This window comes from Rhizobium sp. Root708, assembly GCF_001429725.1.
Classification (GTDB): domain Bacteria; phylum Pseudomonadota; class Alphaproteobacteria; order Rhizobiales; family Rhizobiaceae; genus Rhizobium.
On record NZ_LMHV01000012.1, the window covers coordinates 29,388 to 56,181 of the forward strand.

Below are 26,794 nucleotides of genomic sequence, written 5' to 3' on the forward strand. Positions count from 1 at the left end.
AATAGCTAAAGAAAGGGCTCGGCCATGGACGGCGTTACGGTCATCGATCATCCGCTTGTGCAGCACAAACTCACCATCATGCGGCGCAAGGAAACATCGACCGGAAGTTTCCGTCGCCTGTTGCGCGAGATATCGACGCTGCTGTGCTACGAGGTCACCCGCGACCTCGAGCTGACGATGGAAACAATCGAGACCCCCATGCAGGCCATGGAGTCGCCGATCCTCGAAGGCAAGAAGCTCGTTTTCGCGTCGATCCTTCGCGCCGGAAACGGTCTCCTGGAGGGCATGCTCGATCTCGTTCCGTCGGCCCGCGTGTCGCATATCGGCGTCTACCGCGACCACGACACGCTGCAGCCCGTCGAGTACTACTTCAAGGCGCCCGAAGACATTTCCGAGCGTTTGATCATCGTCGTCGATCCGATGCTTGCCACCGGCAACTCGTCCATCGCGGCGATCGAGAAGCTCAAGGAGCGCGGCGCCCACAACATCCGTTTCCTCTGCCTGCTGGCGGCGCCGGAGGGCATCAAGAATTTCCGCGAGGCGCATCCCGACGTGCCCGTCTTCACGGCGTCGATCGACAGCCACCTGAATGAACAGGGCTACATCGTGCCGGGATTGGGCGATGCCGGCGACCGGATGTACGGCACGAAGTAACTAACGCGCCATTTACCAGATGTTGGTGGTTGATGCCCCGGAAGGACCTTCCGGGGCATTTTCATTGAGGCATTAGTAACTTGTCAGCAATTGTGGCGTAGCACCTAGAGACATGGCCTCGCATGATGCGCGGTTTATACAGGAAGGATTTCTGTCTCCATGCTCGTGCGTACGATCATATTCGCAAGCATTGCCGCAGTGCTTGCCAGCCAGGTTCCGTCGTTGATCGGGGCTACCGGCGGTGTTTCCCGTCCAGATCCTGCGGTCTCTGCGAATTATGTTTCCGGCGCCGTCGATACGGTCCAGCCGTCTCAGGCTTCCACGTCCCTCGGCACGATGCGCCTGCAGGCTGATGCCCAGGGCCATTATACCGGCGATTTCAGGATAAACGGTCGTCAGGTGCAGGGCCTCATCGATACCGGCGCCACCTATGTCGCCTTGAACGAAAGCCTCGCGCGCCGTCTCGGCTATACCGCCAATCAGTTGGACTTCCGCTACGCCGTCAGCACCGCCAACGGCCAGACGAAAGCCGCGCACGTCACACTGGATCGCGTCGAGATCGGCGGCATCCGCGTTCGCGACGTCGAAGCCTTCGTCCTGCGAGACGAGGCGCTGTCTTCGACGCTTGTCGGCATGAGCTTCCTCAAGAAGCTCGGATCCTATTCCGTCGCCGACGGATCGCTCAGCCTAAAGCAATAGCATCAGAGACGTTGCGAGATGACGGCGGCGAGCACAGGCTCGCTGTCGGCGATCCTGTAGGTGCTCTTCAGCGCGGCCGCCGCGGCAGATGCCGCGTCTCTCGTTGCTGCGTGAACGAACCCGATCGGAGCGCCTTTCTCGACATAGGTGCCGATGGGCGGGAGCTCGGAGAAGCCGACGCGGCTATCGATCTTGTCGTTGGGATGTCGTCGTCCGCCGCCGAGATCGATCACCGTCATGCCGATCTGGCGGGCGTCGCACGAATGCAGCCAACCCGATTGCTCAGCCGTAACAGGAAGGATGCAGGGCGCGGTCTGAAGATAGGCATCGGGCTTCTCCAGCAGATCCAAGGGTCCGCCGAGCGCGTGCACCATCCGGCCAAAGATCTCCGCCGCTTTGCCCGAGGAAAGCGCGTCCAGCGCCTTGGCAGTCGCGCTCTCGGCTGTCGCAGCAAGGCCGGACGCCGTCAGCATCTCGCCGGCGAAGGCAAGCACGACCGCTTCCAGCCGCGTGCCTTTCTTACGTCCGCCAAGAAAATCGAGGCAATTCCGGATCTCAACGGCATTGCCTGCGGCATCGGCGAGCGGTTGGTTCATGTCGGTGATGAGTGCGGACGTCCTCACGCCCGCGCCGTTCGACACCTCGACCAGCGACCGCGCCAGCACCTGCGCGTCCTCGGGCTCCATCATGAAGGCGCCATTGCCGACCTTGACGTCGAGCACCAGTGTCTGCAGGCCCGCCGCCAGCTTCTTGGAGAGAATGGAGGCCGTGATCAGCGGTATCGAATCCACCGTCGCGGTCACGTCCCTGATGGCATAGAGCTTGCCATCCGCAGGCGCGAGCGCGCTGGTCTGGCCGATGATCGCGCAGCCGACCTCTCTGACCGTCTTGCGGAAGAGGGATGCATCGGGCGTGATATTATAGCCCGGAATGGACTCCAGCTTGTCCAGCGTGCCGCCGGTGTGGCCAAGTCCGCGCCCGGAAATCATCGGTACCGCGAGCCCGCAGGCTGCCGCAATCGGCGCAAGCATCAGCGAAACATTGTCGCCGACGCCGCCGGTCGAATGCTTGTCGGCAATCGGTCGGTCGATATCGCTCCAGTTCAGGGTGTCGCCGGAGGCCGCCATCGCCTGCGTCAGGGCGATGACCTCGTCGCGGGACATGCCCTTGAACCAGACGGCCATCGCGAAAGCGCCGATCTGGCCCTCGGAGAGATCGCCCGCCGCCAGTGCGGAGATGAACGCGCGAATATCCTCTGCTGATAGCGTGCCGCCGTCCCGCTTCCGCCTGATGATTTCCTGCGGGATCATCCTAGTAGCTCGATGCCGCCGATTGTGTCGATTGCGTTCCGCCGAGAACGGCAAGGATATCGTCCAGCAGGCTCGATGCACCGAAGCGGAAGGTCGAAGGCATCGGCCAGTCCGGTGCCATGATCGTCTCCGCGAGGCTGAGATAGAGGGCCGCATCAGCGACCGATCCGATGCCTCCGGCCGGCTTGAAGCCGACCTTGCGGCCGCTGTGGCGGATCGCCCGCAGCATGATGTCGGCCGCTTCAAGCGTCGCGTTGACCGAGACCTTGCCCGTCGACGTCTTGATGAAATCGGCACCGGCCTCGATCGCCAGTTCGGATGCGCGGCGGATCAGCGCCGGATCCTTGATCTCGCCCGTCTCCAGGATGACCTTCAGCAGCACCGGTTCAACGCATTCAGCGCGCACCGCTGCGACCATGTCGGTCACGGCTTTGCCGCTGCCCGACATGAACGCGCGATAGGGGATGACAAGGTCGATCTCGTCGGCACCGTCGGCAATCGCTTCGCGCGTCTCGGCCGCGACATCGGCCACTTCCATCTCGCCGGACGGAAAGTTGACGACAGTCGCGATCTTCACGGAATGCCCGCTGCCGAGAATGGCGCGGGCGTGCGCGACGAAACGCGGCCAGATGCAGATGGCGGCCGTATTGCCGTACGGCGTCTGTGCCCGCGCGCAGAGCGCGTCGATCTGGGCTTCCGTGCAATCGTCCTTGAGGTTCGTCAAGTCGAGAAGGGAGAGGGCGACCGCGGCCGTTTCCTTGAGGGAATGGTTGCTCATTGTTCGTTTCCTCCAGCTGCGATCATGTCCTTGAGGATGGCAGCGAGACGGGCGCCTCCAACAGGCGCCATGTCCTTGGTTTCGTCGTGGCTGAGTTCGGAGCCGGTCATGCCTGCGCCATAGTTGGTGATAACGGAGGCCGCCGCAACCCTCATGCCAAGCATGCGAGCGATGATGACTTCGGGAACCGTCGACATGCCGACGGCATCTGCGCCGAGGATACGCGCCATGCGTATTTCCGCCGGCGTCTCGAAGCTCGGACCCGAGAACCACATGTAGACGCCTTTGGCGAGCGGGATGTTGGCCCGTTTCGCAGCGCGTTGCATCGCTTCCGTGAGCCCGGCGTCATAGGCGTTGGTCATGCCGACGAAACGCCTGTCGCTTTCCTCGCCGATCAACGGGTTCATGCCGGAATGGTTGATATGATCGGAGATCTGCATCACCGACCCGGGCGGCATCTCCTCACGCAGCGAGCCGGCCGAATTGGTCAGGATGAGGGATTCGACGCCGAGCGCCTTCAGCACCTCGAGCGGCGCGCGCATGGCGGCTGCATCACCCTTCTCATAGAAATGCACCCGGCCAGAAAGCATGATCACGGAAACGCCGCCGAGCGAGCCGACAACCACTTCGCCAGCATGGCCGGAAACGGCGCTGACCGGGAAGCTTGGGAGATCGCCGTAGGGTATGCGCACGGTATCCTCCAGCTGGTCGACAAGCGAGCCGAGACCGGAGCCGAGCACGATGCCATAGCGCGGGGAATGGCTGCCCAGTCTGCCGGTCAGCAGGTCAAGCGCCGCCTTCATCCGAGTTCCGTTTCGAAGCTGAAGGGCAGGAGCTCATCCATCGTCATGGTCTTCTTCACGCCGGCCTCGTCGCAGAGATAGATGCGGGTTTCCTTCGACGCGAACTCCGAGATTTTCTGCCGGCAGCCGCCGCAGGGCGGGCAGAGCGGCAGCTTTTCGGCAATGACGGCCATCTCGACGATCTTCTTGGCGCCGCCCATGATCATCGCGCTGATCGCGGTGGGTTCGGCGCACCAGCCTTGCGGGAACGACAGATTTTCGATGTTGGCGCCGGTATAGACCTTGCCGTCCTCGGCGCGGATCGCCGCGCCGACGGGGAATTTGGAGTAGGGCGCGTGGGCAAAGGCCATGGCGCCGCGTGCGGCTTCGAAAAGATCGTGCGACATGTTCTCAACGTTCCTTCGTGTAGGGGACGCCACCGGCCTTCGGCGGGATGGCTTTGCCGATGAAACCGGCCAGCAGGACGCAGGTGAGGATATAGGGCAGGGCCTGGAAGATCTGCACCGGCACCTCGCCGATGCCGGGGATAGGCTTGCCCTGCATGAAATTGCCGAGTGCGTCGAGGAAGCCGAACAGCAGGCAGGCAAACATGACCGGAACCGGCTTCCACTTGGCGAAGACCAGCGCGGCAAGCGCGATGTAACCTTTACCCGCCGACATGTCCTTGATGAAGGCTGCGGATTGGGCGATGGCGAGGTAGGTGCCGGAGAAGCCGCAGAGAATTCCCGCGCACATGACCGATCGATAGCGCAGCCAGCTGACGGAAATGCCGGCGGTGTCGACCGCGCCCGGATTTTCGCCGACCGCGCGCAGGCGAAGGCCGAAACGGGTCCGGTAAAGGATCCACCAGGAGAGTGGCACGGCAAGAAACGCCAGATAGGTCAGGATATTGTTGCCCGAGATGACGTTCGCATAGAGCGGCCCGATGATCGGGACCTCGCGCATTGCGTCAGCGCCGGGAAGTACGATCGGCGAAAACCGCGCCTCGGGAAGGAGTTGCGGGGTTCGTCCCCCCTGGCCGAACCAGGCGCCACCGAGAACGATGGTGATACCGGCGATGAAGAAGTTGATCGCCACGCCTGAGATGATCTGGTTGCCGCGATTGGTAATCGACGCAAAGCCGTGCACGAGGCTGAGAGCCACCGAGCAGATGATGCCGGCGCCGAGGCCGAGCCACGGCGAACCCGTCAGATAGGCGATACAGGCGGCCGCGAAGGCCGATCCCAGCATCTTGCCTTCGAGGCCGATGTCGAAAACGCCTGCTCGTTCGGAGAAGAGCCCGGCAAGGGCCGTGAATATCAGCGGAATCGACAGGCGGATCGTCGAGCTCAGAACGCTGATGAAGATGTCATAATAGTCCATCGCGCGCTCCTTACGTGGCCTTGAACTGCTGGTAGACGCGCACGAGCGCCGGGCGGAACATGTATTCCAGCGCGCCGGCAAACAGGATCACCAGACCCTGGATGACCAGGATCATCTCGCGCGTGATGGTGGGCATCTCGAAGGAGATCCAGTCGCCGCCCTGATAGAGAATGCCGAAAAGGATCGCGGAAAAGACGATGCCGACAGGGTGGTTGCGTCCCATCAGCGACACGGCGATGCCGACAAAGCCCGCGCCGCCGACGAACTCGACCTGCAGGCGCGCCGACGAGCCCATGACCGGGTTGAGCGCCATCATGCCGGCGAGCGCGCCCGACAGCAGCATCGCGATCATGACCGTCCGTGCATAGGGAATGCCGGCATACGAGGCAGCACTTGGGCTGACGCCGAGCGTGCGCATCTCGAAGCCGAGCTTCGTCCGCCAGATCAGCAGCCAGACGAAATAGGAGGCCACCAGCGCGATGATGAACGACACGTTGAACGGCGCCGCGCCCAGCTTTGCGCCGAACATGTTCATCAGCCAGCCGAGTTTCGGCAGCTGGCCGCCTTCGAGGAAGGTGCGGGTCTCAGGCGCCATCTTGCCCGGAACGATCAGGACATGCACCAGCAGATACACCATCAGCGCCGCGCCGATGTAGTTGAACATGATCGTCGTGATGACGATGTGGCTGCCGCGTTTGGCCTGCAGAAATGCTGGAACGAAGGCCCAGGCCGCGCCGAAGAGCCCTGCGCCGATGACCGCCAGCGGCATCGTCACGTACCACGGTACGTAATGGTCAAGAGCCAGCGCCACCAGCGCGCAGCCGAGGCCGCCGAGATAGGCCTGGCCTTCGGAGCCGATGTTGAACAGCCCGGCATGGATCGCGACGGCAACCGAGAGACCGGTGAAAATGAAGCTCGTTGCATAGTAGAGCGTGAAGCCGATGCCTTCGCCGCTGCCGAGGGCTCCTTCGATCAGGAGCGACAGGGCGCCGAGCGGGCTTTCGCCGATCAGCCAGACGACGAAGCCGGAGATCAGGAAGGCAACGACAAGGTTCAAAAGCGGAATGAGGCCGTAATTGATCCAATTGGGAAGCGGGACGGAAGCAGTGCTCATAAAGTCCTCACGCGGCAATGCCGGCCATCATCAGGCCGAGGGTCTGTTCACCGGCATCGGGCGTCTTCTCGCCGACCACGTGGCCGGCAAACATGACAAGGATACGGTCGGAAAGGGCGCGAATTTCGTCGAGTTCGACGGACACGAGCAGGATTGCCTTGCCCGCATCGCGCATCTCGATGATGCGGCGATGGATGAACTCGATGGCGCCGATATCGACTCCGCGCGTCGGCTGACCGATAATCAGCGCCGTCGGATCGCGTTCGATCTCGCGGGCGACGACGATCTTCTGCTGATTGCCGCCGGAGAAATTCGCCGTCTTCAGGCGCGGGTTCGGCGGGCGGATGTCGTATTTTTCGATCTTCTCCATCGCGTCCTTGCGGATCGCCTCGAGATCGAGCAGCGGTCCCTTGCTGTAGGCCGAATTGCGATGGTAGCCGAGCACCGAGTTCTCATACTCTTCAAACTTCAGCACGAGGCCCATGTGGTGGCGGTCCTCGGGGATATGCGCAAGGCCGAGTTCGCGCAGGCGCGCGGGGTCGGCCTTGTCGATCGGCTGGCCGTCGAGGAAAATCTCGCCGGAATGCGGCTTGCGGATACCGGCGATGGCTTCCAGGAGCTCCGACTGGCCGTTGCCGGCAACCCCGGCAACCCCGACGATCTCGCCGGCCCTGACGTCGAACGAGACATTGTCGACCATGACGACGCCACGGTCGTCCTTCACCGTCAGATTGCGAACGGAGAGGATGACCTTGCCCGGACTGGACTCGCCCTTCTGCACGCGCAGCAATACGCGCCGTCCGACCATCAGTTCAGCAAGCTCTTCCACGGTCGTTTCAGCCGTCTTGCGGGTCGCGACCATTTCGCCGCGCCGCATCACCGACACCGTATCGGTGATCGCCATGATCTCGCGCAGCTTGTGAGTGATGAGAATGACGGTCTTGCCCTGATCGCGCAGCACGCCGAGAATCTTGAATAGATGGTCGGCTTCGGCTGGCGTCAGAACGCCGGTCGGCTCGTCGAGGATGAGGATTTCGGCGCCGCGATACATCGCCTTCAGGATTTCGACGCGCTGCTGCAGGCCGACCGGGAGCTGCTCGATCAGCGCATCCGGGTTGACCTCGAGGCCGTATTCCTTCTCGAGCCGCTTCAGTTCGGCGCGGGTCGATGCCACGCCCTTGGCGAGCAAGGCTCCGCCCTCGGCACCGAGCATGATGTTCTCGAGCACCGTGAAATTATCAACAAGCATGAAGTGCTGATGCACCATGCCGATACCTGTGGCGATCGCCGCTTGGCTGTCCTTGATCGTCACGGCCTGGCCGTTGACCCGGATCTCGCCCTGGTCAGCGTGGTAGAAACCGTAGATGATCGACATCAACGTCGATTTTCCGGCTCCGTTCTCTCCGATGATGCCGTGGATCGTGCCTTTGGCGACGGTGAGGTTGATGTCTTTGTTGGCGTGGACGGCACCGAATTTCTTGTCGATGCCCACAAGTTCGATAGCAGGCGTGTCAGTCACAGCAGGCTCCAGATACGAAAAGGGCGTACGGCGAAATCAAATTCGCCATACGCCCAATTTCAGGCGCGGATCACTTCGGGCAGGCGTTGTCCGATGTGTAATCGTGAACCTTGACGGTTCCTGCGATGATGTCGGCCTTGGCCTTTTCGACGGCTGCCAGCATTTCAGGCGTGATGAGGGCCTTGTTGTGCTCGTCGATAGCAGCCGAGACGCCGTCTTCCTTGACGCCGAGCGACTGTACGCCACCGGTGAACTTGTCAGCCTTGGTGTCGGCGTAAGCATTGTAGACAGCGAGGTCGACGCGCTTGACCATCGAGGTCAGGACCGAGCCCGGATGCAGGTAATTCTGGTTCGAATCGACGCCGATCGAGAATTTCTTGTTGTCGGCTGCGGTCTGCAGAACGCCGAGACCCGTTGCGCCGGCTGCCGCGTAGATCACGTCAGCGCCCTGGTCGATCTGGTTCTTGGTGAGTTCGCCACCGCGCACCGGGTCGTTCCAGGCGGCACCGGTCGTGCCGGTCATGTTCTGGAACACTTCCATCTTGGCATTGGCGGCGCGCGCGCCCTGCTCGTAGCCGCACTCGAACTTGCGGATCAGCGGAATGTCCATGCCGCCGACGAAGCCGACCTTGCCGGTCTTCGACGCCATGCCGGCGAGAACGCCGACGAGGTAGGAACCTTCTTCTTCCTTGTAGACCACCGAGCGAACATTCGGCTTGTCGACGACGGCGTCAACGATGATGAACTTGGTGTCGGGGAATTCGGCCGCAACCTTTTCGATTGCCGAGGTCCAGGCGAACGAGACGGCGACAACCGGGTTGAAGCCGCGGCTTGCGAAGTTGCGAATTGCCTGCTCACCCTGCGTATCACCGGTGGGCTCGAAATCGCGATAAGCGATACCGGTTTCCTTCTTGAACTTTTCCGCGCCGTTGTAGGCGGCTTCGTTGAAAGACTTATCGAACTTCCCGCCGGTGCCATAGACGAGAGCTGGCTTGACGTCGGCGGCCAGCGCCGTCGTGGACATGGCAGCCACGGCGAGGAGAGTCAGAAGGGATTTTTTCATGAGTTGCAGCCCTGTTGTTTCTATTTGTTTGGGTCCTCCCGCAAGCCCGTTTTCAGGCATGTCTGCGGAACCACCGACCTCCCCCGAGGCCTGGCTTGCCGCATCCTTGCATGGCTCAAAAAAAAATTCACGAGAAATTTTTCGGCTGGTAAAAATTTGCCGAGAATGCCGAAAATCGTCTCACACGAGCTTATTTTTGTTCAGAATCGCCCACTGGTTGCGGTTTTTCTATACATATTAGCCAAAGCAGCGACGCGGCGGGATTTCATGCAACTGGGCTTCTTCAGGCGGCGAAACGGCCCGCGAGTGGCAGCTTCTTGTAGCCGACCATCCACAATAGCAGCGACAGGACCAGGAACACCGCGAAAGCCGGTTGGAGCATCAGCCATTGGAAGGCGAGCGTATAGAAACGCGGATGAACATAGTAGGAAATCGATGACTGCAGATCCTGCAACGACGTTGCGTTGAGATCTTCCCACGCCTCTCCCATCGACGTTATCACCACGGACGAAGCGGCGACGGACTGGATGGAATCGATCGTTCCGGCGATCACGGCAACGGCCAGGGCAACAAGACTTGCCAAACGCAATAGGAAACGCATCGATCACTCCGGCCATTCAACATCGCGACGCCGCCTGCTTCAGCGAGGATTTTCCAGCTTGCACAGGACGTAGAGGCCTGCAAGCGAAACTGCAAACGGCGGCTTCCACGCACTTTTGCTGGAAGAAGTCAAAAAACTGTTAGATTTAGGTTGATCGCGGAAAATTCATCGGTATATATCGCGCCGTTCCAACGATTTGCGTTTCGCGACGCAGATCAAGCAGCAGGACAGGTGGCCGAGTGGTTTAAGGCGCACGCCTGGAACGCGTGTGTACGTGAAAGCGTACCGTGGGTTCGAATCCCACCTTGTCCGCCATTTTCCAAACCAGAATAATGCTAATCGTTTTCGGGCTTCGCCCAGTGCGAAGCGCCGGCAAATCGCGCCTCGACAGGCTTCCATTGAAAAACCCGCCGCATGCTGTCGCGCACGGCGGGTTCAAATCGAATTATCTCAGAACGCGCTCCAGGTGCCGGTTAGCGGCAGACGCGCATGCTTTCCATGTGCCAGCCGCCGTCATAGGCGTTCGGTACCTGACGATCCTCGAACCAGCAGCGCGGCGGCGGCGGTGGGGGCGGCGGGTCGATGTAGCGCGGACCACGGTCGTTGGCGATCGAACCGGCGATCAGCCCGCCGATGACGCCGGCAGCCAGGCCACCGGCGATGGCTGCGCCCGTATTGTCGTGGTGATGCCTGCGCTGGGGCGGCGGGGGCGGATAGTCGCCATAGGGCGGACGACGCCACTCTTGGGCCGCGGCCGGCGCAGCCGTTGCGACGAGGCTGCTGGCAGCCAGTGCAGCCGCAATCGTGGACAACAGTATCTTCTTCATCATGTCTCCAGTTGAGATTAAGCCAGGGCCCAACCCGTTGGTAGGTCACACCGCTGCGCTTAACGGTTCATGAACGATATAAGCCGCCCGACGGTGGCTCTTACGCACCGCGACGCTTTGCCACCACTCTCCGACGAGATTGGGGCAATATGAAAAACCTGCTGCTGATAGGACTTTTGGCCTAGACGAGCACTTCCTGATCGACGCGATCTTCCGTTCCGAAGAACTTCAGGTAACGCTGGACCTCGGCCGGGTCGCCGGTCGCCTTTTGCGGATTGTCCGAGAGCTTGACCGCAGGCCTCCCGTTGGCGTCGCTGACCTTGCAGACGATGGAGATCGGGTTCAGCCCGGAGATCTCGGTCGGTGCGCAGCCGGCAAAGTCGTTGGTGAGGTTGGTGCCCCAGCCGAAGCTCATCCGCACCTTGCCCTCGAAATGCTTGTAGGTGTCGATGATGGCATCGACATCCAGCCCGTCGGAGAAGATCAGCAGCTTCTGGCGCGGATCACGACCCATCTTCTTCCACCAGGCGACGATCTTCTCGCCACCTTCGATCGGCGGCGCGCTGTCCGGCCGGAAGCCGGTCCAATCGGCGACCCATTCGGGCGCGTCGCGCAGGAAGGCGGTCGTGCCGAATGCATCCGGAAGGACGATCAGCAGATTTCCGCCATAGAGCTTGTTCCAGTCCCGCAACACCTTGTAGGGTGAATTGCGCAGCTCTTCGTCGGTCTGGGCAAGGGCTGCGGCAACCATCGGCAGCTCGTGGGCGTTCGTGCCCACGGCTTCGAGATCGGAGTCCATTGCGAGCAGGACGTTGCTGGTGCCGGTAAAGGCCGGACCGATGCCTTCCTTCAGCGCCTCGACGCACCAGCGCTGCCACAGGAAGCTGTGGCGGCGGCGCGTACCGAAGTCGGAGATGCGCAGGCCCGGCAGTTCGCGCAGCCGCTCGACCTTCTCCCACATCCGCGCCTTGGCGCGGGCGTAGAGCACATCGAGCGTAAACGGTCCAAGCGCCTTCATGGCGGTGCGCGAGCGCAACTCATTGATGATGGCAAGCGCCGGGATTTCCCACATGGTCGTGTCCTTCCACGAACCGTGGAAGTCGAGCACATATTGGCCGTCGCGCTTCGACAGCTCGTATTCAGGCAGCTGGAAATGCGAAAGCCAGGCGAGAAATTCGGGCTCGAAGATCTGCGCGCGTCCGTAAAAGCTGTTACCAGCCAGCCAGATCGTCTCTTTCTTGGAGAGCCGCAGCGAACGCGCGTGGTCGAGCTGCTCGCGCAGTTCGCCCTCATCGATCTCTTCTGCCAGCCGTACGCGCTTGGTCCGGTTGATCAGCGTGAAGGTTGCGTTGGCATCCGGATAGAGCTTCCAGATCATCTGCAGCATGAGCAGCTTGTAGAAGTCCGTGTCGATCAGGCTGCGAACAATCGGATCGAGCTTCCAGGTGTGGTTATAAACGCGCCTTGCGATATCGGTCTTGGCCATGAACTCCGCCCATTCCCGAACCAGGCATATGCGTCATAAGCCCACGCACGAAGACCGGCTCGTGCGCTTCTTATCGAAAAATCAGCCGGTAAAGTCCAGCGCAAACAGAAGAACACCCTGCCGGCTGTCCGACAGGGTGTCTGGTGGTGACCGCCTTGATCCGCCCCGTTCTTATTGTGCAGGCGTCTTCGGCGGTGCCGGCGCGGTATTCGTAGCCGCAGGCTGAGACTGCGTTTCGGTCGGAACAGCGTTGCCGTTCTGCACTGCCGGCGATGGCGGCGGCGCCGGCTGCTCCGACTGCATCTGCTGTCCGGGCTGCTGCGGAGCAACGTCCGCTGCTTCCTTCTTGCCCCAGATCTCCACAGGGATCCAAACGATGAAGGCAAGCACCAGAGCTGCGAGCAGGACCACGAGAATGCGCGTGCCTGAACGGCCCTGCTTCGCGTTCACAGGTGAAATCGTCTCCTCGGCGTGAAGCTTTTTGTCTGCTTCTTCCCAGCGCGTTTCCGTCTGGTGAGCCATGCTTTTCTCCTTCCGATGTCGCGCGAGCCATCATCGGCCCGGCAACTCATCTCGAAGGAAAACGAACGGCAAGCAGCATGGTTCCTGCCGTCAGTAGCCGCGCTGCCGGTCAACGACGAACTGCAGCGGCTCGCCACCCTCGTGGCGGGCGATCTGGCGCTCGACGTGCCGGAAGAGGGCGGTTTCGTCGGACACGGCCGCATCGTGCGGCGTGATGAACACGTTCTCCAACCCCCAGAGCGGATCGTCGGAGGCAAGCGGTTCCACCGCGAAGACGTCGATCGACGCGCCGCCGAGCACGCCGCCCTCAATGGCGACGACGATGTCCGATTGCACCTGGCTCTTGCCACGACCGGCATTGATGAACACAGGTTTGCCGAGCGCACCGCCCTGCCGCAGCTTCGAAAACAGCGCCGCGTTGTAGAAGCCTGTTGTCTCCGGCGTCAGCGGCAGCAGGCCGACGAGGAAATCGGTCTTTGCGAGGAATTCATCGAGCTGCCCGGCATCGAACGTCTCGACGCCGTCGATATCCTTGCGGCTGCGCGACCATCCGATGACGTTGAAGCCCATGACCTTCAGCTTGTATGCCGCATCCTGCCCGAGCACGCCGAGGCCCATGATGCCGACGGTAATCTCTGACGCCTCGGGCGGAACTAGCTTTCCCCAGATGCGCGACCGCTGATCCTTGTCATGCTGATGCTGCTGGCGAAGATGCATCAGGCACTGCATCACCACCCATTCGCTCATTCGTGTCGTCAGGCTACGGTCGGAGAAGCGAACGATCGGGACGTCGGGCAAGCCCGGCAGGTTCATGAAGCTGTCGACGCCGGCGCCACCCGAGAAGATGACCTTCAGATTGGGTGCACGGGTGAAGAGGTCCGCACCTGGCTTCCAGAGAAGCGCATAGTCGATACGGGTCAGGTCGCGATCCTTGTTCACAGGATCCGCGAGACTGATGCTGCCGCGATCCGGAAAGGCGGTTTTCAGGATGCGGGCAACGGTGTCAGGGTCGAACTTCAGGTCGACGAGAATGGGTGGCTTTGCGGACATGATCGTCTTTACTGTTGCACGGCGGGCGTCGGGACCGCCTCTATGTTGAAGGCGGCAGCCATCAGCGCCTTGGTATAGTCGTCCTTCGGCGCGCCGAAGATATCGGCGGATGATCCCTGTTCGACGACCTTGCCGAAGCGCATGACGATGACATCGTTTGCCAGCGCCTTCACCACCTTCAGGTCGTGGCTGATGAAGAGATAGGCAAGATCGTGCTTCGTCTGCAGATCGCGCAGCAGATCGACAACCTGCGCCTGGACGCTCATGTCGAGCGCCGAGGTCGGTTCGTCCAGCATCACGAAGCGGGGTTTCAGCACCATGGCGCGGGCAATGGCGATGCGCTGGCGCTGTCCACCGGAGAACTCGTGCGGATACCGCCACCGGGTTAGCGGATCGAGCCCGACTTCCTCGAGCGCCCAGCAGACGCGCTGGTCGCGCTCTTCGTAGGAGAGCGAGCGCTCATGCACCTTCAACCCCTCGGCGATGATATCGCCGACCGACATGCGCGGGCTGAGCGAGCCGTAGGGATCCTGAAACACCACCTGCAACTGGTTGCGAAGCGGCCGCATCTCCGTAAATGAATAGTCGGCTATGTCCTTGCCGACGAAGCTGATCCGGCCCTGCGAGGAGATCAGCCGTGTCAGCGCAAGGCCAAGCGTCGTCTTGCCCGAACCGGATTCGCCGACGACGCCGAGCGTCTGTCCGGCACGCAGTTGCAGGTCGATGCCATCCACGGCCTTCACGTGATCGACAACCTTGCGCATCAGCCCTGATTTGATCGGGAACCAGACGCGGATATCCGATCCCTGCATTACGATCGGCTTCGAGGCGTCCGCAACCGGCGGTTCGCCGCGCGGTTCGGAGGCGAGCAGATGCCTTGTGTACTCGTGCTGCGGATTGCGGAAGACCTCTTCCACGGTACCGGTCTCGACGATCTTGCCCTTGGTCATCACGCAGACCCGATCCGCGAACTTGCGCACGATCCCGAGGTCGTGGGTGATGAACAGCATGGACATGCCATGCTGCCCCTTCAACTGCCGCAGAAGTTCGAGGATTTGCGCCTGCACGGTGACGTCGAGCGCGGTCGTCGGCTCGTCGGCAATCAGAAGCTCCGGCCGGTTGGCGAGCGCCATGGCAATCATCACGCGTTGCCGCTGCCCACCCGAGAGTTCGTGCGGATAGGCTTTCAACCGCTTTTCCGGCTCACGAATGCCGACCTGATTCAGCAATTCGAGTATCCGCTTGCGCGCCGCCTTTCCCGTGAGGCCCTGGTGGAGTTCGAGAATCTCGGCAATCTGCTTCTCGATCGAGTGCAGGGGGTTGAGCGAGGTCATCGGCTCCTGGAAGATCATCGTGACGTCGTTGCCGCGCACCTCGCGCAACGCCTTGTCGGATGCCTTCAGGAGGTCCTTGCCCTTGAACAGGATTTCGCCGGAGGGATGGCTCGCGGAGGGGTAGGGCAGCAAACGCAGGATCGAGTTGGCGGAGACCGATTTGCCCGAACCGGACTCACCGACCAGCGCCACCACCTCGCCCTTGCGGATATCGAAGGAGACGCGATCGACAGCCAGCGATGTTTCGCCGCTCTGATGAAATGCCACCGAGAGATCGCGAACGGACAACAGTGTTTCGGCAGCGTCACTCATTGAAACGTCTTCCTCGGATCGAATGCATCACGAACCGCCTCGCCGATGAAGATCAACAGCGACAGCATGATAGACATGGCGAAGAACGCGGTCAGCCCAAGCCACGGCGCCTGCAGGTTGGCCTTGCCCTGCGCGATCATCTCGCCGAGCGAAGGCGAGCCCGGCGGCATGCCGAAGCCGAGGAAGTCGAGTGAGGTCAGCGTGGTGATCGAGCCCGACAGGATGAACGGCAGGAAGGTCAGCGTCGCCACCATCGCGTTCGGTAGCAGATGCCGCCACATGATCGTCCGATTGCCGACGCCCAGCGCCCGCGCAGCCCTGACATATTCGAAATTGCGCGCGCGCAGGAATTCCGCCCGCACGATGCCGACGAAACCGACCCAGGAGAACAGCAGCATGATCCCGAGCAGCACGAAGAAGCCGGGCGGCAGGATCGCCGCGATGATCAGCAGGATGTAGAGCACCGGCATCGACGACCAGATTTCGATGAAGCGCTGCAGCAACAGGTCGGTCCAGCCACCAAAATAGCCCTGGATCGCGCCAGCAGTGACGCCGATGACGGCAGAGAAAATCGTCAACACCAAGCCGAACAGCACGGAGATGCGGAAGCCGTAGATGACGCGGGCAAGCACGTCACGCGCCTGATCGTCGGTCCCGAGCCAGTTGAGATTGCCGAAGTTGCAGCCGGGATCGGCCGCTCCCTGCGGATATCCGGAGCAGCGCTCCTCCTTGCTCATCAGCCAGAAGGGCGCGGTCGGCGCAGAATGCGGGATATTCGAGTTGACCGAACGATAGGAGTAGTGGATCGGCGGCCAGATCATCCAGCCATTGGCCTTGATCTCGTCGGAGATCACGTCGGAGCGGTAGTCGGTCTCGGCAAGGAAGCCGCCGAACTTCTCTTCCGGATAGTTGACCAGCACAGGAAACAGGATTTCGCCCTTGTAGGAGGCGACGATCGGCCGGTCGTTGGCGATGAACTCGGCAAACAGGCTGAGCACGAACAGCACGAGGAACAGCCACAAGGACCAGTAGCCGCGCCGGTTGGCCTTGAAGTTCTTCCAGCGTCTGATGTTGGTCGGCGACAGCAGGCCCTTGCGCGGCGGCTTGACCGGGGTTGCGGTCGTCGGATTGGCGGCGGTGTCCATCAGACGTCCCTCCGCTCGAAGTCGATGCGCGGATCGATCCATGTGTAGATCAGGTCGGAGATCAGGCTGACGAACAGGCCGAGCAGCGAGAAGATGTAGAGCGTCGCAAACACGATCGGGTAATCGCGATTGACGACAGAGAGATAACCGAGACGCCCGAGACCATCGAGCGAGAAGATGTTCTCGATCAGCAGCGAGCCGGTGAAGAAGGCGGAGATGAAGGCGCCGGGAAAGCCGGCGATAATGATCAGCATGGCGTTGCGGAACACGTGGCCATAGAGCACCTGTCGTTCGTTCAAGCCCTTCGCGCGGGCCGTCACTACATACTGCTTCTTGATCTCCTCGATGAAGGAGTTCTTCGTCAGCAGCGTCGTCGTCGCGAAGGCGGCCAGCGACAACGAGATCAGCGGCAGTGCCAGGTGCCAGAAGTAGTCGAGCGGTTTCTGCCACCAGGCCAGCTGGTCGAAATTGTCGGAAACGAGGCCGCGCAGCGGGAACCAGTCGTAGAAGGATCCGCCGGCAAAGAGCACGATCAGCAGGATACCGAACAGGAAGCTCGGCACCGCATAGCCGATGATGATGATACCCGAAGTCCAGACGTCGAAGGTCGAGCCATCCTTGACCGCCTTGCGGATGCCGAGGGGGATGGAAATGCCGTAGGAGAAGATCATGATCCAGATGCCGAGCGAGGCGGACACCGGCAACTTCTCCTTGATCAGCTCGAGAACCGTCGTGTTGCGGAAGAAGCTCTCGCCGAAATCGAAGCGGATATAGTTCCACATCATCTCGCCGAAGCGCGTCAGCGGCGGCTTGTCGAAGCCGAACTGCTTTTCGAGCTTGGCGATCAGTTCCGGATCAAGCCCCTGGGCGCCCCGATATTTCGAGCTGCCTTCGTCAAGGCCGCCGCCGCCGAGAAGGTCGCCGCCACCGCCGGAAAGGCGCGAGTCGGCGCCTTGCGCATCGCCGGTCAGCTGCGCGATCACCTGCTCGACCGGACCGCCGGGTGCGAACTGGATGACGGTGAACGAGATGGCCATGATGCCGACGATTGTCGGGATCATCAGAAGCAGGCGGCGAAGAATATAGGCTCCCATCAGCGAGCGGCCTCCGGGGAGTTCTGTCGTAGGCTGTCCAGTCTAACGCCGCTCAATCCTCAAGCCTTCCTCTGCCGATCCGTCCCGGCGCTGATCATGGTCCGAAGTGATTCGGTTGGTCCATTTGGAGCCCAGCCGTCAGGTCAATGCAAGTCCGCTCATTTCTTGGCGGAAGACGACCACCAGACATCAGGGAAACCGGTTGAATAGGTTGGATAGTCGGCCGGCCGGGTGATCGTGTTCCAGTAGGTGATCGACTGCGTGTCGCGGTAGAACAGCGGCACGACATAGTGGCCCGCCATCAGCACGCGGTCGAGCGCCTTGATCGCCGCCACCTGCTCGTCCCGACTAGGCGCGAAGATCACCATGCGGATCAGCGCGTCGATCGCCGGGTCGGAAATGCCGGCATAGTTGCGCGAGCCCTGCTGGTTGACTGAGCCGGAACCCCAGTAGTCCGCCTGTTCGTTGCCGGGGTTCATCGTTTCGGCCCACACGTTCCAGATCATATCGTAGTCGAAGCTGCGCACCCTATTGGTATACTGCGAGGCATCCACGGTGCGCACCCGCACATCGATGCCGATCTTCTTGAGGTTGTTGGCGTAGGGCACGGCCCAGCGCTCGAAGATCGGGCTCGAGAGCAGGATCTCGAAGCTCATCGGCTTGCCGGTCTCAGTATTGACCATACGGTTGCCCTTGATCTCCCAGCCGGCCTCCTTGAGCAGCTTGATCGCTGTGCGCAGGTTGTCGCGACTTTTCTGCGCGTCGCCGCCAACAGGGTTCGAATAGGCGGTAGTGAAGACCGAAGGCGAAAGCTTGTCCTTGAGGCCGTTGAGGATCTCCAGCTCGCGCCCCTGAGGCAGCCCGGAAGAGGCGAGCTCGGTGTTCCAGAAATAGCTGTCGATGCGCTTGTAGCTGTTGAAGGCGACGGTGCGGTTCAGTTCCTCGAAGTCGAAGCCGTAGTTCAGCGCCTCGCGCACCTTCTCGTCCTTGAACGTGTCACGACGAGTGTTTAGCACCATTGCCTGCATGATGCCGGTGGCGCGCAGCGCATTCGGCACGTCCTCTTTCTTCACGCGGCCTTCCTTGACGGCCGGGAAGTCATAGCCTGTCGCCCAGCGCGCCGCGAGCGTCTCCTGCCAGAAGTCACTGTTGCCGGCGCGGAAAGCCTCGAACTCCACGTCGCGGTCGGCGTAATAGGTGTAGTTGATCGAGCCGAAATTGTTCTGCCCGACATTCACGTTGAGGTCCTTGCCCCAATAGTCGTCGCGCAACTCGTAGCGGATCGTCGCTCCCGCCGAGAACGCCGCGATCTTGTAGGGGCCGGAGCCCATCACCGGTTCCAGCGTGGTCTTGGCGATATCGCGCGGCTTGCCGTCAGGCCCGGTGCCCTCCCACCAGTGCTTCGGCACCACGACCAACTGCCCGAGGATATTGGGCAGCTCCTTGTTGTTCTTCTCATCAAAGGTGAAGGTCACGTCGCGCTCGCCCGATTTCTCGGCCTTCACCACATGCTTGTAGTAGTTGGAGGCGAGCGGGTTGAGTTCCTTTACCTTGTCGAAGCTGAAGATCACGTCCTCTGGCGTGACAGGCTTGCCATCCGCCCACTTCGCCTCGGCGCGCAGCCGGAACGTCGCGTTCGAGACGTCGTCGGGAAAGGAAAGCCCCTCCGCCAGCAGGCCGTAGGACGCAAGCAACTCGTCGTCCGCCGATTTCATCAGCGTCTCGAAGGGCAGCGTCAGGCCAACGGCGGCTTGACCCTTGGAGAGCAACGGATTGAACGTGTCGTAGGTGCCGGATGCCGAAAGCCTGAGATTGCCGCCCTTCGGCGCATCCGGGTTCACGTAGTCGAAATGCTTGAAGCCAGGCTTGTATTTCAGCTCGCTGATGACTGACGTACCGATCTTGAAATCCAGGTCCTGAGCCGTCGCGGCGAGCGGCAGCGCCAATGTGCCGAAAAGAGAAAAGACCACACCAAGTTTCGACCACGTAAGCGCCATTCGCCAACCCCGATTGTTTTCTGCTTCCGCCGACAATAGGCGAAAAGCAGGCGAAAAACAGGTGAGCCAACAGTTTTTGTCCGGACGGAAGCGGAACGGATTTTGTGAAACATCGATTCACCAAAATTCGATTTCACGTTAGATTCAGCGCAAATCACTCGATTTGAAATCAGCAGATGTTCGGGAAATGGCATGGCTCTTCGTATAGCGCAGGTATTTCGCTCTTTCGTTCAATTGACCTTGGCGGGGGCGATTGGTGCGGGTCTCGTTGCCGGTGATGTCGCCGCGCAGCAGAAGCAGCCCAGTCCGGGCAGCGCCAAGGCGATTTTCGGTTCGGTCGAGTTGCCGTCCCAAGGCCCTGCAGAACCCTATGGTTTCTATGCCAAGGGCTGCATGACCGGCGCGGTCGCCCTGCCGACCGATGGGCCGACCTGGCAGGCGATGCGCCTTTCCCGCAACCGGCGCTGGGGCAATCCGGCGATGATCGCCCTCCTCGAGCGACTCTCCCGTGATGCCGCGAAATACGACGGTTGGCCGGGTCTTCTCGTCGGCGACATCGCGCAGCCGCGCGGCGGCCCGATGTTCAACGGCCACGCGTCGCATCAGATCGGCCTCGATGCTGATGTGTGGCTGACGCCGATGCCGTCTCGTCATTTGACGGCGGAGCAACGGGAGGCGCTGCCGTTCACGACGATGCTGCAGAAGGGCGCCTTTCTGACGATCAATCCAAACGTCTGGAGCGAGTCTCGCGCCCGTCTGCTGATGCGCGCCGCAAGCTATCCGCAGGTCGAGCGCATTTTCGTCAATCCGGCGATCAAGAAGAAGATGTGCGATACCTGGACGGGAGATCGCACCAATCTCGGCAAGCTGAGGCCGGAATATGGGCACGATTCGCATTTCCATATCCGCATCAAATGCCCTCCGGGCGATGCGAGCTGCAAGCCACAGGCGCCGGTCGTTGCCGGTGACGGATGCGACAAGTCGCTGGCCTGGTGGTTCACCAAGGAGCCGTGGGCCGCGCCGAAGCCGCCGAAACCCGGCGCCAAGCCGGTCAAGCCGCGCGAAGTGATGGTGTCTGATCTGCCGAAGGCTTGCGCGGCGGTTCTCGCTGCGCCATCGGTGGCATCCGTCCGTGCGGCGACCTACGGCGGTGCGTCCGCGGCGGAATCGCTCACCGTTGCACCGGCGGCGGAACCGGCCGCAACGTCAGACGAAGCGCTGCCGGCACTCGGTCCGGTTCCGGATGACAAGCCTGCGGATCAGTGAGCCGGTACCGGGTCGTCTTTCAAATCGCAAACTCTTCGTATAGAAGCGCCAAATCGATTTAATTCTAGGGCGGAGGTCTCTTTTCATGGCCGGCGGCAAATGCCTCGCATTGATTGCGCATGACCAGAAGAAGGATGACATGGCGGAGTTTGCCCGCCGTCACAAGGAAGCGCTGAAGAACTGGCGCATCGTTGCCACCGGTACCACCGGCGGCCGTGTCCTCGAGGCGGCGCCGGAACTCGACGTCACCAGGCTGAAGAGTGGTCCTCTTGGTGGCGATCAGCAGATCGGCGCGCTGATTGCGACCGGCGAAGCGGATGCGATCATCTTCTTTGTCGATCCGCTGACGCCGATGCCGCATGATGTCGACGTCAAGGCTTTGATGCGCCTTGCGATCGTCTATGATATTCCGATGGCCCTCAACGAGGCGACGGCCGACAGGCTGATAGCAGACCTTCACCTTTAATCGGCAAGATGCGCGCACTTACGGAACCTGAGATGCTACAGTCCGACACCAACGAAGCCAGAATGCCCTATCCGATCCTTATCGGCGACATCGGCGGCACCAACGCCCGCTTCGCGATCATCGCCGATGCCGATGCGGAGCAGATCAATTTTCCGAACGTCCGGACAGCGGACTTCGAGACGATCGACGATGCCATTCGCGCGGCGATCATGGAAAAGAGCGCCATCAAGCCGCGCTCCACGATCCTGGCCGTCGCCGGCCCGATCCGCGAGGACGAAATTCCGCTGACCAACTGCGATTGGGTGGTACGCCCGCGCACGATGATCGAGGGTCTCGGGCTTGAGCACGTGCTTGTCGTCAACGACTTCGAAGCGCAGGCCCTGGCAATCGCTCATCTCTCCGACGAGCATCGCGAGCGCCTGGGCGAGGCGTCCGGAGACGTTGTCGCCTCTCGCGTGGTGCTCGGTCCGGGCACCGGTCTTGGCGTCGGCGGCCTGCTGCATGCGCAGAACACCTGGATTCCTGTCCCGGGCGAGGGCGGGCACATCGATCTCGGACCGCGCAGCAAGCGTGACTACGAAATCTTCCCGCACGTCGAGGCGATCGAGGGGCGCGTATCCGCCGAACAGATTCTCTGCGGCCGCGGCATCGTCCATCTCTACCGGGCGATCTGCGCTGCCGATGGCATCGAGCCGGCTTACAGTGATCCAGCCGATATCACCTCGCATGCGCTGGCGGACACCGACAAGATCGCCGTCGAGACGGTTTCCCTGTTCTCGACCTATCTTGGCCGCGTTGCCGGCGACATGGCTCTCGTCTTCATGGCACGCGGCGGCGTCTTCCTGTCGGGCGGCATCTCGCAGAAGATATTGCCGGCCCTGCGCCGTCCGGAATTTCGTGCCGCCTTCGAGGACAAGGCGCCGCATTCCCGGTTGCTCGCGAAGATCCCCACCTATGTCGTTACCCATCCGCTCGCGGCTCTGGCAGGACTGTCGTCCTTTGCCCGCAGGCCGGAGAGCTTCGGCGTTTCGACCGATGGCCGTCGCTGGCGGCGCTAGGCGGCTCTAGCCAAATGGGCGGCAACTCTTTATAGAGCCGCCCGAGCGTGCGCTGCAGCTGCGGCGCACAGGTCCGAGACAGGAAACCCGATTTTTGCCGTCACCCGATACTTCGCAGCGACCCGTTGACAGCAGCACGGTTACCGCCGTCCTGAAGCGTATTATTGCCGAAAATGGACGCGAGCATATCTGGGGCTATGCGGTTGCGATCACATGTCTGGTGATTGTCGCGCTCTCGACAGCCTTTACCGCCTGGATCATGCGGTCCGTCATCGATGAGGCCTTCGCCAATCGCCGCGCCGATATGGTCTGGATCATCTGTCTTTCGATTTTCATTGCCTTCGTGCTGCGCGGTTTTGCAAGCTACGGCCAGGCCGTGGCCTTGTCGAAAGTCAGCAACAACATCGTGGCGCGCTATCAGCGCCGCCTCTACTCGCATTTGATGTCGCTATCGGTCGGCTTCTTCAACGAGGCCCGTTCGGCGCGCATCGCCGCCCAGGTCAGCCAGAATGTCAGCGGCATCGGTGATGTCCTGAACCTGACGGTCACCTCGACCGCGCGCGATCTTCTGACCTTCGTTTCGCTCATCGGCGTCATGGTCTATCAGGATCCCCTGCTCAGTCTGGCGGTCTTGGTTCTCGCGCCGCCGCTGCTGATCGCGCTCCGCTATCTGTCCCGGCGTCTGCGACAGGCGACCAAGGAGGCAATCGACCTCAACAGCCACGTGCTCGGCGCGATGCAGGAAACCATCCAGGGTATTTCCATCGTGAAGGCTTTCACGATGGAAGCCGAGCTCGAAGGCAAGGTCAACAAGATCATCACGGCTGCGGAAAGCCGAGCCAACAAGATCGCCCGCCTTTCGGAACGCAACGCACCGATGACGGAAAGCTTCGCCGGCCTTGCTGTCGCAAGCGTTCTCGCGTATGCCGCCTACCGGTCGATCTATTTCAATGCTCCTCCGGGCGCATTCTTTTCGTTCGTCACCGCGCTCCTGCTTGCCTACGACCCAGCGCGTCGGCTGGCCAAACTGCAGGTGCAGATGGAGCGCGCGGCCGTCAATGCGCGCATGATCTACGAGCTCCTCGACATGGAGCCGAGGCAGCGCGATCTGCCTGACGCGAAGCCGCTGGTTGTCACTGCGGCGCTCATCGAGTTTCGCGACGTTGCCTTCGGCTATGGCGATGAAAACGTTCTGAATGGCCTGAACTTCGTTGCCGAAGGCGGCCGCACCACGGCGCTGGTCGGACCGTCGGGGGCCGGCAAGTCGACGATCATCAATCTCATTCCGCGTTTCTATGATCCGAAGTCGGGATCGATCCTGATCGACGGTCAGGACATCGCGCATGTCACGAAGCAGTCGCTGCGCCAGCAGCTCGCCTACGTGTCGCAGCAGCCCTATCTCTTCGAAGGTTCGATCCGCGACAACATTCGCTACGGTCGGCCGGAGGCCACCGATGCGGAAATCGAGGAAGCCGCCCGTCTTGCCTACGCGCACGAGTTCATCCTCGCCCAGCCGCAGGGTTACGATACGCCGGTCGGCGAAAACGGCGTAACGCTGTCAGGCGGCCAGCGTCAGCGCCTGTCGATCGCGCGTGCGCTTGTGCGCAATGCACCGATCCTGCTGCTCGACGAAGCGACTTCCGCCCTCGATACGGAATCGGAAGCTGCCGTCCAGAAGGCGCTCGAAGAGGCCATGACCGGCCGCACCGTCGTCGTCATCGCTCACCGCCTTTCGACCGTCGTCCGCGCCGACAAGATTGTCGTCATGCAGCAGGGCAGGGTCGTCGAGGAGGGCACGCACGAGGCGCTTGCGAAGCGTGAGGACGGTCTCTACGCTCGCCTCAACAACCTTCAGAGGCCGGCAGCCTCGGAATTATTCTGAGACAAGGTAGTGTGGTGACATGAGTGATGCTGCGATGAAGCTGGTGGTAGTTGGTGCAGCAGGTCGCATGGGGCAGGCGCTCATTCGGTTGGTCCACGAGATCGATGGCGTGACCTTGCATGCCGCCGTCGCCCGCCCGGGCTCGGCCTTCGTCGGCAAGGATGCCGGCGAGATCGCAGGCCTTGGGCCGAACGGCGTCATCATCGGCGACGATCCGCTGGCGGCTTTCCTGCATGCCGACGGCGTTCTGGATTTCACCACGCCCGCGACGACCAACGAATTTGCAGCACTCGCAGCTCAGGCCCGCATCGTCCATATCATCGGCACGACAGGCTGCTCGACCGAGGACGAGGCGAAGTTCGCAGCCGCCGCCCGCCACGCCCGCGTTGTCAAGTCGGGCAACATGGGCCTCGGCGTCAATCTCTTGAGCGTCCTGGTCGAACAGGCCGCCCGCGCGCTCGATCCCGCCGATTGGGATATCGAAGTTCTCGAAATGCACCACAAGCGCAAGGTCGACGCCCCCTCGGGCACCGCCCTCTTGCTCGGCGCGGCTGCCGCCAAGGGGCGCGGCGTCGATCTCGCGACCCATTCCGTCCGCGTCCGCGACGGCCACACCGGCCCGCGCGAAGCAGGCACGATCGGTTTTGCCACGTTGCGCGGCGGCTCGGTCATCGGCGAACATTCGGTCGTTTTCGCCGGCGAAGGCGAGTTGGTCACCATGTCGCACAGCGCCGGCGATCGTTCAATCTTTGCGCGCGGCGCCGTCAAGGCCGCCCTTTGGGCGCGCGACAAGAAACCCGGTCTCTATTCCATGCTCGACGTGCTCGGGCTTTCCCAACGCTGATCTTTTTGGAGGCATTTTCATGAGTGGTACCCTCGTCCTCGTTCGCCACGGCCAGAGCGACTGGAACCTCAAGAACCTTTTCACCGGCTGGAAGGATCCGGAGCTCACCGAGCTCGGCGTTCAGGAAGCCAACACCGGTGGCAAGGCGCTTGCCGACTACGGCATCAAGTTCGACATCGCCTTCACGTCTGATCTGAAGCGCGCGCAGGACACGCTGAAGATCATCCTCGACAATGTCGGCCAGCAGGGCCTTCAGACGATCAAGGACCAGGCGCTCAACGAGCGTGACTACGGCGATCTCTCCGGCCTCAACAAGGACGACGCCCGCGCCAAGTGGGGCGAAGAGCAGGTCCACATCTGGCGCCGCTCCTACGACGTTCCCCCTCCGGGCGGCGAAAGCCTGCGCGACACCGGCGCCCGCGTGTGGCCCTACTATCTGACGGAAATTCTGCCGCGCGTCCTGCGTGGCGAAAAGGTACTGGTCGCCGCCCACGGCAATTCGCTGCGCTCGCTCGTCATGGTCCTCGACAAGCTGACCAAGGAACAGATTCTCGGCGTCAACCTCGCCACCGGCGTTCCCATGGTCTACAAGCTCAATGCCGACTCCACGGTCGCTTCCAAGGAAGTGCTCGGCGACATGTCCGGCGCGCACTAAGCGCTCATCTGGTCGCGCCAACACGCTCTGCCCTCATCCCGGCCTTGTGCCGGGATCCAGTCAACCCAAGTCCTTGGGTTGAAAGACCAAGTCCGGGATGAGGGATGCAGGGGCCACCCACGCCCACACTGCGTCCAAGCCATGCTGCTAAGATAGCCATCAATTCTCGATCGTGAACTGCACACGGTCGGCGGCAAACCGGCTGATCGCGTATTGGACCGGAACGCCCTCAAGGTCAGTGTTGACGGCCTTGGTGATCAGCAGGATCGCGCCGGGCGACAGTTCGAGCGCTGCCGTATCCGCCTCGTCGGCATGGACGGCGGTGATCTCGGTGGTCGCGCGCACGTAGTCGGGTAGTCCAAGCTCGGCAAAGGCCTTGGTGATGGATTCGGTCCGCTTGTAGGCATCCGGCATGCCGCCGAAGCGCCCGGCGGGAAACCACGCCGTTGCGCAGGAGACCGGGCTGCCGTCCGCCTTGCGAACCGTTTCCATGCGGATCACAGGCTCGCCTGGCCGGATCTTCAGGCCGCGCGCAACTTCCGCATCGGCCTTCTCCTCCGAATAGGAAAGCAGCAGGCCGCGCATCTCGCGCGCCTGCTCCCCGATGCCTGCGGTAAAGCGGGTGCGCTTGGTGATCGGAAAGTTCAGTCGCTCCTTGCGCTCGATCAGCGTGCCGCGTCCCTGCACGGCGCGCACGATCCCTTCCTGGGCAAGGGCCGCGATCGCGCTTCTGACCGTGTGGCGGTTGACGCCGAACTGCAGCGCCAGCACCGTCTCGGGCGGCACCATGCCTGTCTCGTCATAGGCGCCGGCGCTGATCGCCTGGCGAATACGGTCGGCGATCTGTCGCCACAGCGCCACGCCCGTCTGTCTCTGTACCTGCCCAGCCATTTTGCCCCTTGATGTCACACGCTTGTCATCTCGCCGATTTAAGCCTAATCATATCTTGTATA

26 protein-coding genes and 1 tRNA gene are annotated in these 26,794 nt (G+C 61.8%); 9 read left to right on the forward strand and 18 right to left on the reverse strand.

The annotated features are described in order from the left end of the window. The first annotated feature begins 24 nt into the window (after positions 1-24). Both upp and ASE04_RS10525 read left to right on the forward strand, forming a co-directional pair. Positions 25-654 carry a uracil phosphoribosyltransferase gene (gene upp / locus ASE04_RS10520; protein ID WP_056816263.1) on the forward strand — a complete coding sequence of 210 codons (630 nt, stop codon included), beginning with the start codon at positions 25-27 and terminating at the stop codon, positions 652-654. 159 nt (positions 655-813) lie between these two features. After that, positions 814-1,353, forward strand: a complete 540-nt coding sequence (locus ASE04_RS10525; protein ID WP_056816266.1) for a TIGR02281 family clan AA aspartic protease — start codon at positions 814-816, stop codon at positions 1,351-1,353. Between the two features lie 2 nt (positions 1,354-1,355). On the opposite strand, the gene deoA is transcribed toward ASE04_RS10525, so the two are convergent. The 9 genes from deoA to ASE04_RS10570 form a co-directional block, all read right to left on the reverse strand. Further along, positions 1,356-2,663 (reverse strand): thymidine phosphorylase, encoded by a 1,308-nt coding sequence (gene deoA / locus ASE04_RS10530; protein WP_056816270.1) that lies wholly within the window; start codon positions 2,661-2,663, stop codon positions 1,356-1,358. Position 2,664: 1 nt separating this feature from the next. Beyond that, positions 2,665-3,441: a deoxyribose-phosphate aldolase gene (gene deoC, locus ASE04_RS10535; RefSeq protein WP_056816274.1), complete on the reverse strand. Its 777-nt coding sequence runs from the start codon at positions 3,439-3,441 to the stop codon at positions 2,665-2,667. Then, on the reverse strand, positions 3,438-4,244 hold the full coding sequence (locus tag ASE04_RS10540) for a purine-nucleoside phosphorylase (RefSeq protein ID WP_056816277.1): 807 nt from the start codon (positions 4,242-4,244) through the stop codon (positions 3,438-3,440). The genes deoC and ASE04_RS10540 overlap by 4 nt, the downstream gene beginning before the upstream one ends. Continuing rightward, positions 4,241-4,630: a cytidine deaminase gene (locus ASE04_RS10545; RefSeq protein WP_056816281.1), complete on the reverse strand. Its 390-nt coding sequence runs from the start codon at positions 4,628-4,630 to the stop codon at positions 4,241-4,243. Before ASE04_RS10545 ends, ASE04_RS10540 begins: the two co-directional genes overlap by 4 nt. Before the next feature lie 4 nt (positions 4,631-4,634). After that, positions 4,635-5,606, reverse strand: coding sequence for an ABC transporter permease (locus tag ASE04_RS10550; RefSeq protein ID WP_056816284.1), 972 nt, complete (start codon positions 5,604-5,606; stop codon positions 4,635-4,637). Between the two features lie 10 nt (positions 5,607-5,616). Continuing rightward, the gene (locus ASE04_RS10555) at positions 5,617-6,720 is read right to left on the reverse strand and encodes an ABC transporter permease (RefSeq protein WP_056816289.1); all 1,104 of its coding nucleotides are present in this window, start codon (positions 6,718-6,720) and stop codon (positions 5,617-5,619) included. Positions 6,721-6,727: 7 nt separating this feature from the next. Beyond that, positions 6,728-8,239, reverse strand: a complete 1,512-nt coding sequence (locus ASE04_RS10560; RefSeq protein ID WP_056816292.1) for an ABC transporter ATP-binding protein — start codon at positions 8,237-8,239, stop codon at positions 6,728-6,730. Positions 8,240-8,309: 70 nt separating this feature from the next. Next, the gene (locus ASE04_RS10565; protein WP_056816295.1) at positions 8,310-9,302 is read right to left on the reverse strand and encodes a BMP family lipoprotein; all 993 of its coding nucleotides are present in this window, start codon (positions 9,300-9,302) and stop codon (positions 8,310-8,312) included. A 283-nt stretch (positions 9,303-9,585) separates the two neighbouring features. Continuing rightward, a complete protein-coding gene (locus ASE04_RS10570) occupies positions 9,586-9,903 on the reverse strand; it encodes a hypothetical protein (RefSeq protein ID WP_056816297.1) in 318 nt (105 codons plus the stop codon). A gap of 225 nt (positions 9,904-10,128) precedes the next feature. Between ASE04_RS10570 and ASE04_RS10575 the strand changes: the two genes are divergently transcribed. After that, positions 10,129-10,218, forward strand: a tRNA-Ser gene (locus ASE04_RS10575). A gap of 158 nt (positions 10,219-10,376) precedes the next feature. On the opposite strand, the gene ASE04_RS10580 is transcribed toward ASE04_RS10575, so the two are convergent. The 8 genes from ASE04_RS10580 to ASE04_RS10615 all read right to left on the reverse strand — a co-directional run bounded on the left by ASE04_RS10580 (position 10,377) and on the right by ASE04_RS10615 (position 19,670). After that, the gene (locus ASE04_RS10580) at positions 10,377-10,730 is read right to left on the reverse strand and encodes a hypothetical protein (protein ID WP_056816299.1); all 354 of its coding nucleotides are present in this window, start codon (positions 10,728-10,730) and stop codon (positions 10,377-10,379) included. Between the two features lie 181 nt (positions 10,731-10,911). Continuing rightward, positions 10,912-12,216, reverse strand: coding sequence for a nicotinate phosphoribosyltransferase (gene pncB, locus ASE04_RS10585; protein ID WP_056816302.1), 1,305 nt, complete (start codon positions 12,214-12,216; stop codon positions 10,912-10,914). Positions 12,217-12,387: 171 nt separating this feature from the next. Beyond that, entirely contained in the window at positions 12,388-12,738 is a 351-nt protein-coding gene (locus ASE04_RS10590; protein WP_056816304.1) for a hypothetical protein, read from the reverse strand. 90 nt (positions 12,739-12,828) lie between these two features. Beyond that, a complete protein-coding gene (locus ASE04_RS10595; RefSeq protein WP_056816307.1) occupies positions 12,829-13,788 on the reverse strand; it encodes a 2-hydroxyacid dehydrogenase in 960 nt (319 codons plus the stop codon). A gap of 8 nt (positions 13,789-13,796) precedes the next feature. Beyond that, positions 13,797-15,434 (reverse strand): ABC transporter ATP-binding protein, encoded by a 1,638-nt coding sequence (locus ASE04_RS10600; RefSeq protein ID WP_056816309.1) that lies wholly within the window; start codon positions 15,432-15,434, stop codon positions 13,797-13,799. Beyond that, entirely contained in the window at positions 15,431-16,579 is a 1,149-nt protein-coding gene (locus tag ASE04_RS10605) for an ABC transporter permease (RefSeq protein WP_056816312.1), read from the reverse strand. The genes ASE04_RS10600 and ASE04_RS10605 overlap by 4 nt, the downstream gene beginning before the upstream one ends. Further along, positions 16,579-17,673: a microcin C ABC transporter permease YejB gene (locus tag ASE04_RS10610; RefSeq protein WP_056816315.1), complete on the reverse strand. Its 1,095-nt coding sequence runs from the start codon at positions 17,671-17,673 to the stop codon at positions 16,579-16,581. The genes ASE04_RS10605 and ASE04_RS10610 overlap by 1 nt, the downstream gene beginning before the upstream one ends. A gap of 158 nt (positions 17,674-17,831) precedes the next feature. Further along, positions 17,832-19,670: an extracellular solute-binding protein gene (locus tag ASE04_RS10615; protein ID WP_056816317.1), complete on the reverse strand. Its 1,839-nt coding sequence runs from the start codon at positions 19,668-19,670 to the stop codon at positions 17,832-17,834. A 192-nt stretch (positions 19,671-19,862) separates the two neighbouring features. On the opposite strand from ASE04_RS10615, the gene mepA reads away from it, so the two are divergent. The 6 genes from mepA (at position 19,863) to ASE04_RS10645 (ending at position 25,841) form a co-directional block, all read left to right on the forward strand. Next, entirely contained in the window at positions 19,863-20,936 is a 1,074-nt protein-coding gene (gene mepA / locus ASE04_RS10620; RefSeq protein WP_056816320.1) for a penicillin-insensitive murein endopeptidase, read from the forward strand. Between the two features lie 85 nt (positions 20,937-21,021). Then, positions 21,022-21,402: a methylglyoxal synthase gene (locus ASE04_RS10625; protein WP_056816323.1), complete on the forward strand. Its 381-nt coding sequence runs from the start codon at positions 21,022-21,024 to the stop codon at positions 21,400-21,402. Between the two features lie 32 nt (positions 21,403-21,434). After that, positions 21,435-22,460 (forward strand): glucokinase, encoded by a 1,026-nt coding sequence (locus ASE04_RS10630; protein ID WP_056816325.1) that lies wholly within the window; start codon positions 21,435-21,437, stop codon positions 22,458-22,460. A gap of 94 nt (positions 22,461-22,554) precedes the next feature. After that, positions 22,555-24,342, forward strand: coding sequence for an ABC transporter ATP-binding protein (locus tag ASE04_RS10635; protein ID WP_056816329.1), 1,788 nt, complete (start codon positions 22,555-22,557; stop codon positions 24,340-24,342). A 19-nt stretch (positions 24,343-24,361) separates the two neighbouring features. Continuing rightward, positions 24,362-25,186: a 4-hydroxy-tetrahydrodipicolinate reductase gene (gene dapB / locus ASE04_RS10640; RefSeq protein ID WP_056816332.1), complete on the forward strand. Its 825-nt coding sequence runs from the start codon at positions 24,362-24,364 to the stop codon at positions 25,184-25,186. 19 nt (positions 25,187-25,205) lie between these two features. Continuing rightward, positions 25,206-25,841, forward strand: a complete 636-nt coding sequence (locus ASE04_RS10645; protein ID WP_056816335.1) for a 2,3-bisphosphoglycerate-dependent phosphoglycerate mutase — start codon at positions 25,206-25,208, stop codon at positions 25,839-25,841. A gap of 159 nt (positions 25,842-26,000) precedes the next feature. On the opposite strand, the gene phnF is transcribed toward ASE04_RS10645, so the two are convergent. Then, positions 26,001-26,732: a phosphonate metabolism transcriptional regulator PhnF gene (gene phnF, locus ASE04_RS10650; protein WP_056816336.1), complete on the reverse strand. Its 732-nt coding sequence runs from the start codon at positions 26,730-26,732 to the stop codon at positions 26,001-26,003. Positions 26,733-26,794: the final 62 nt, after the last annotated feature.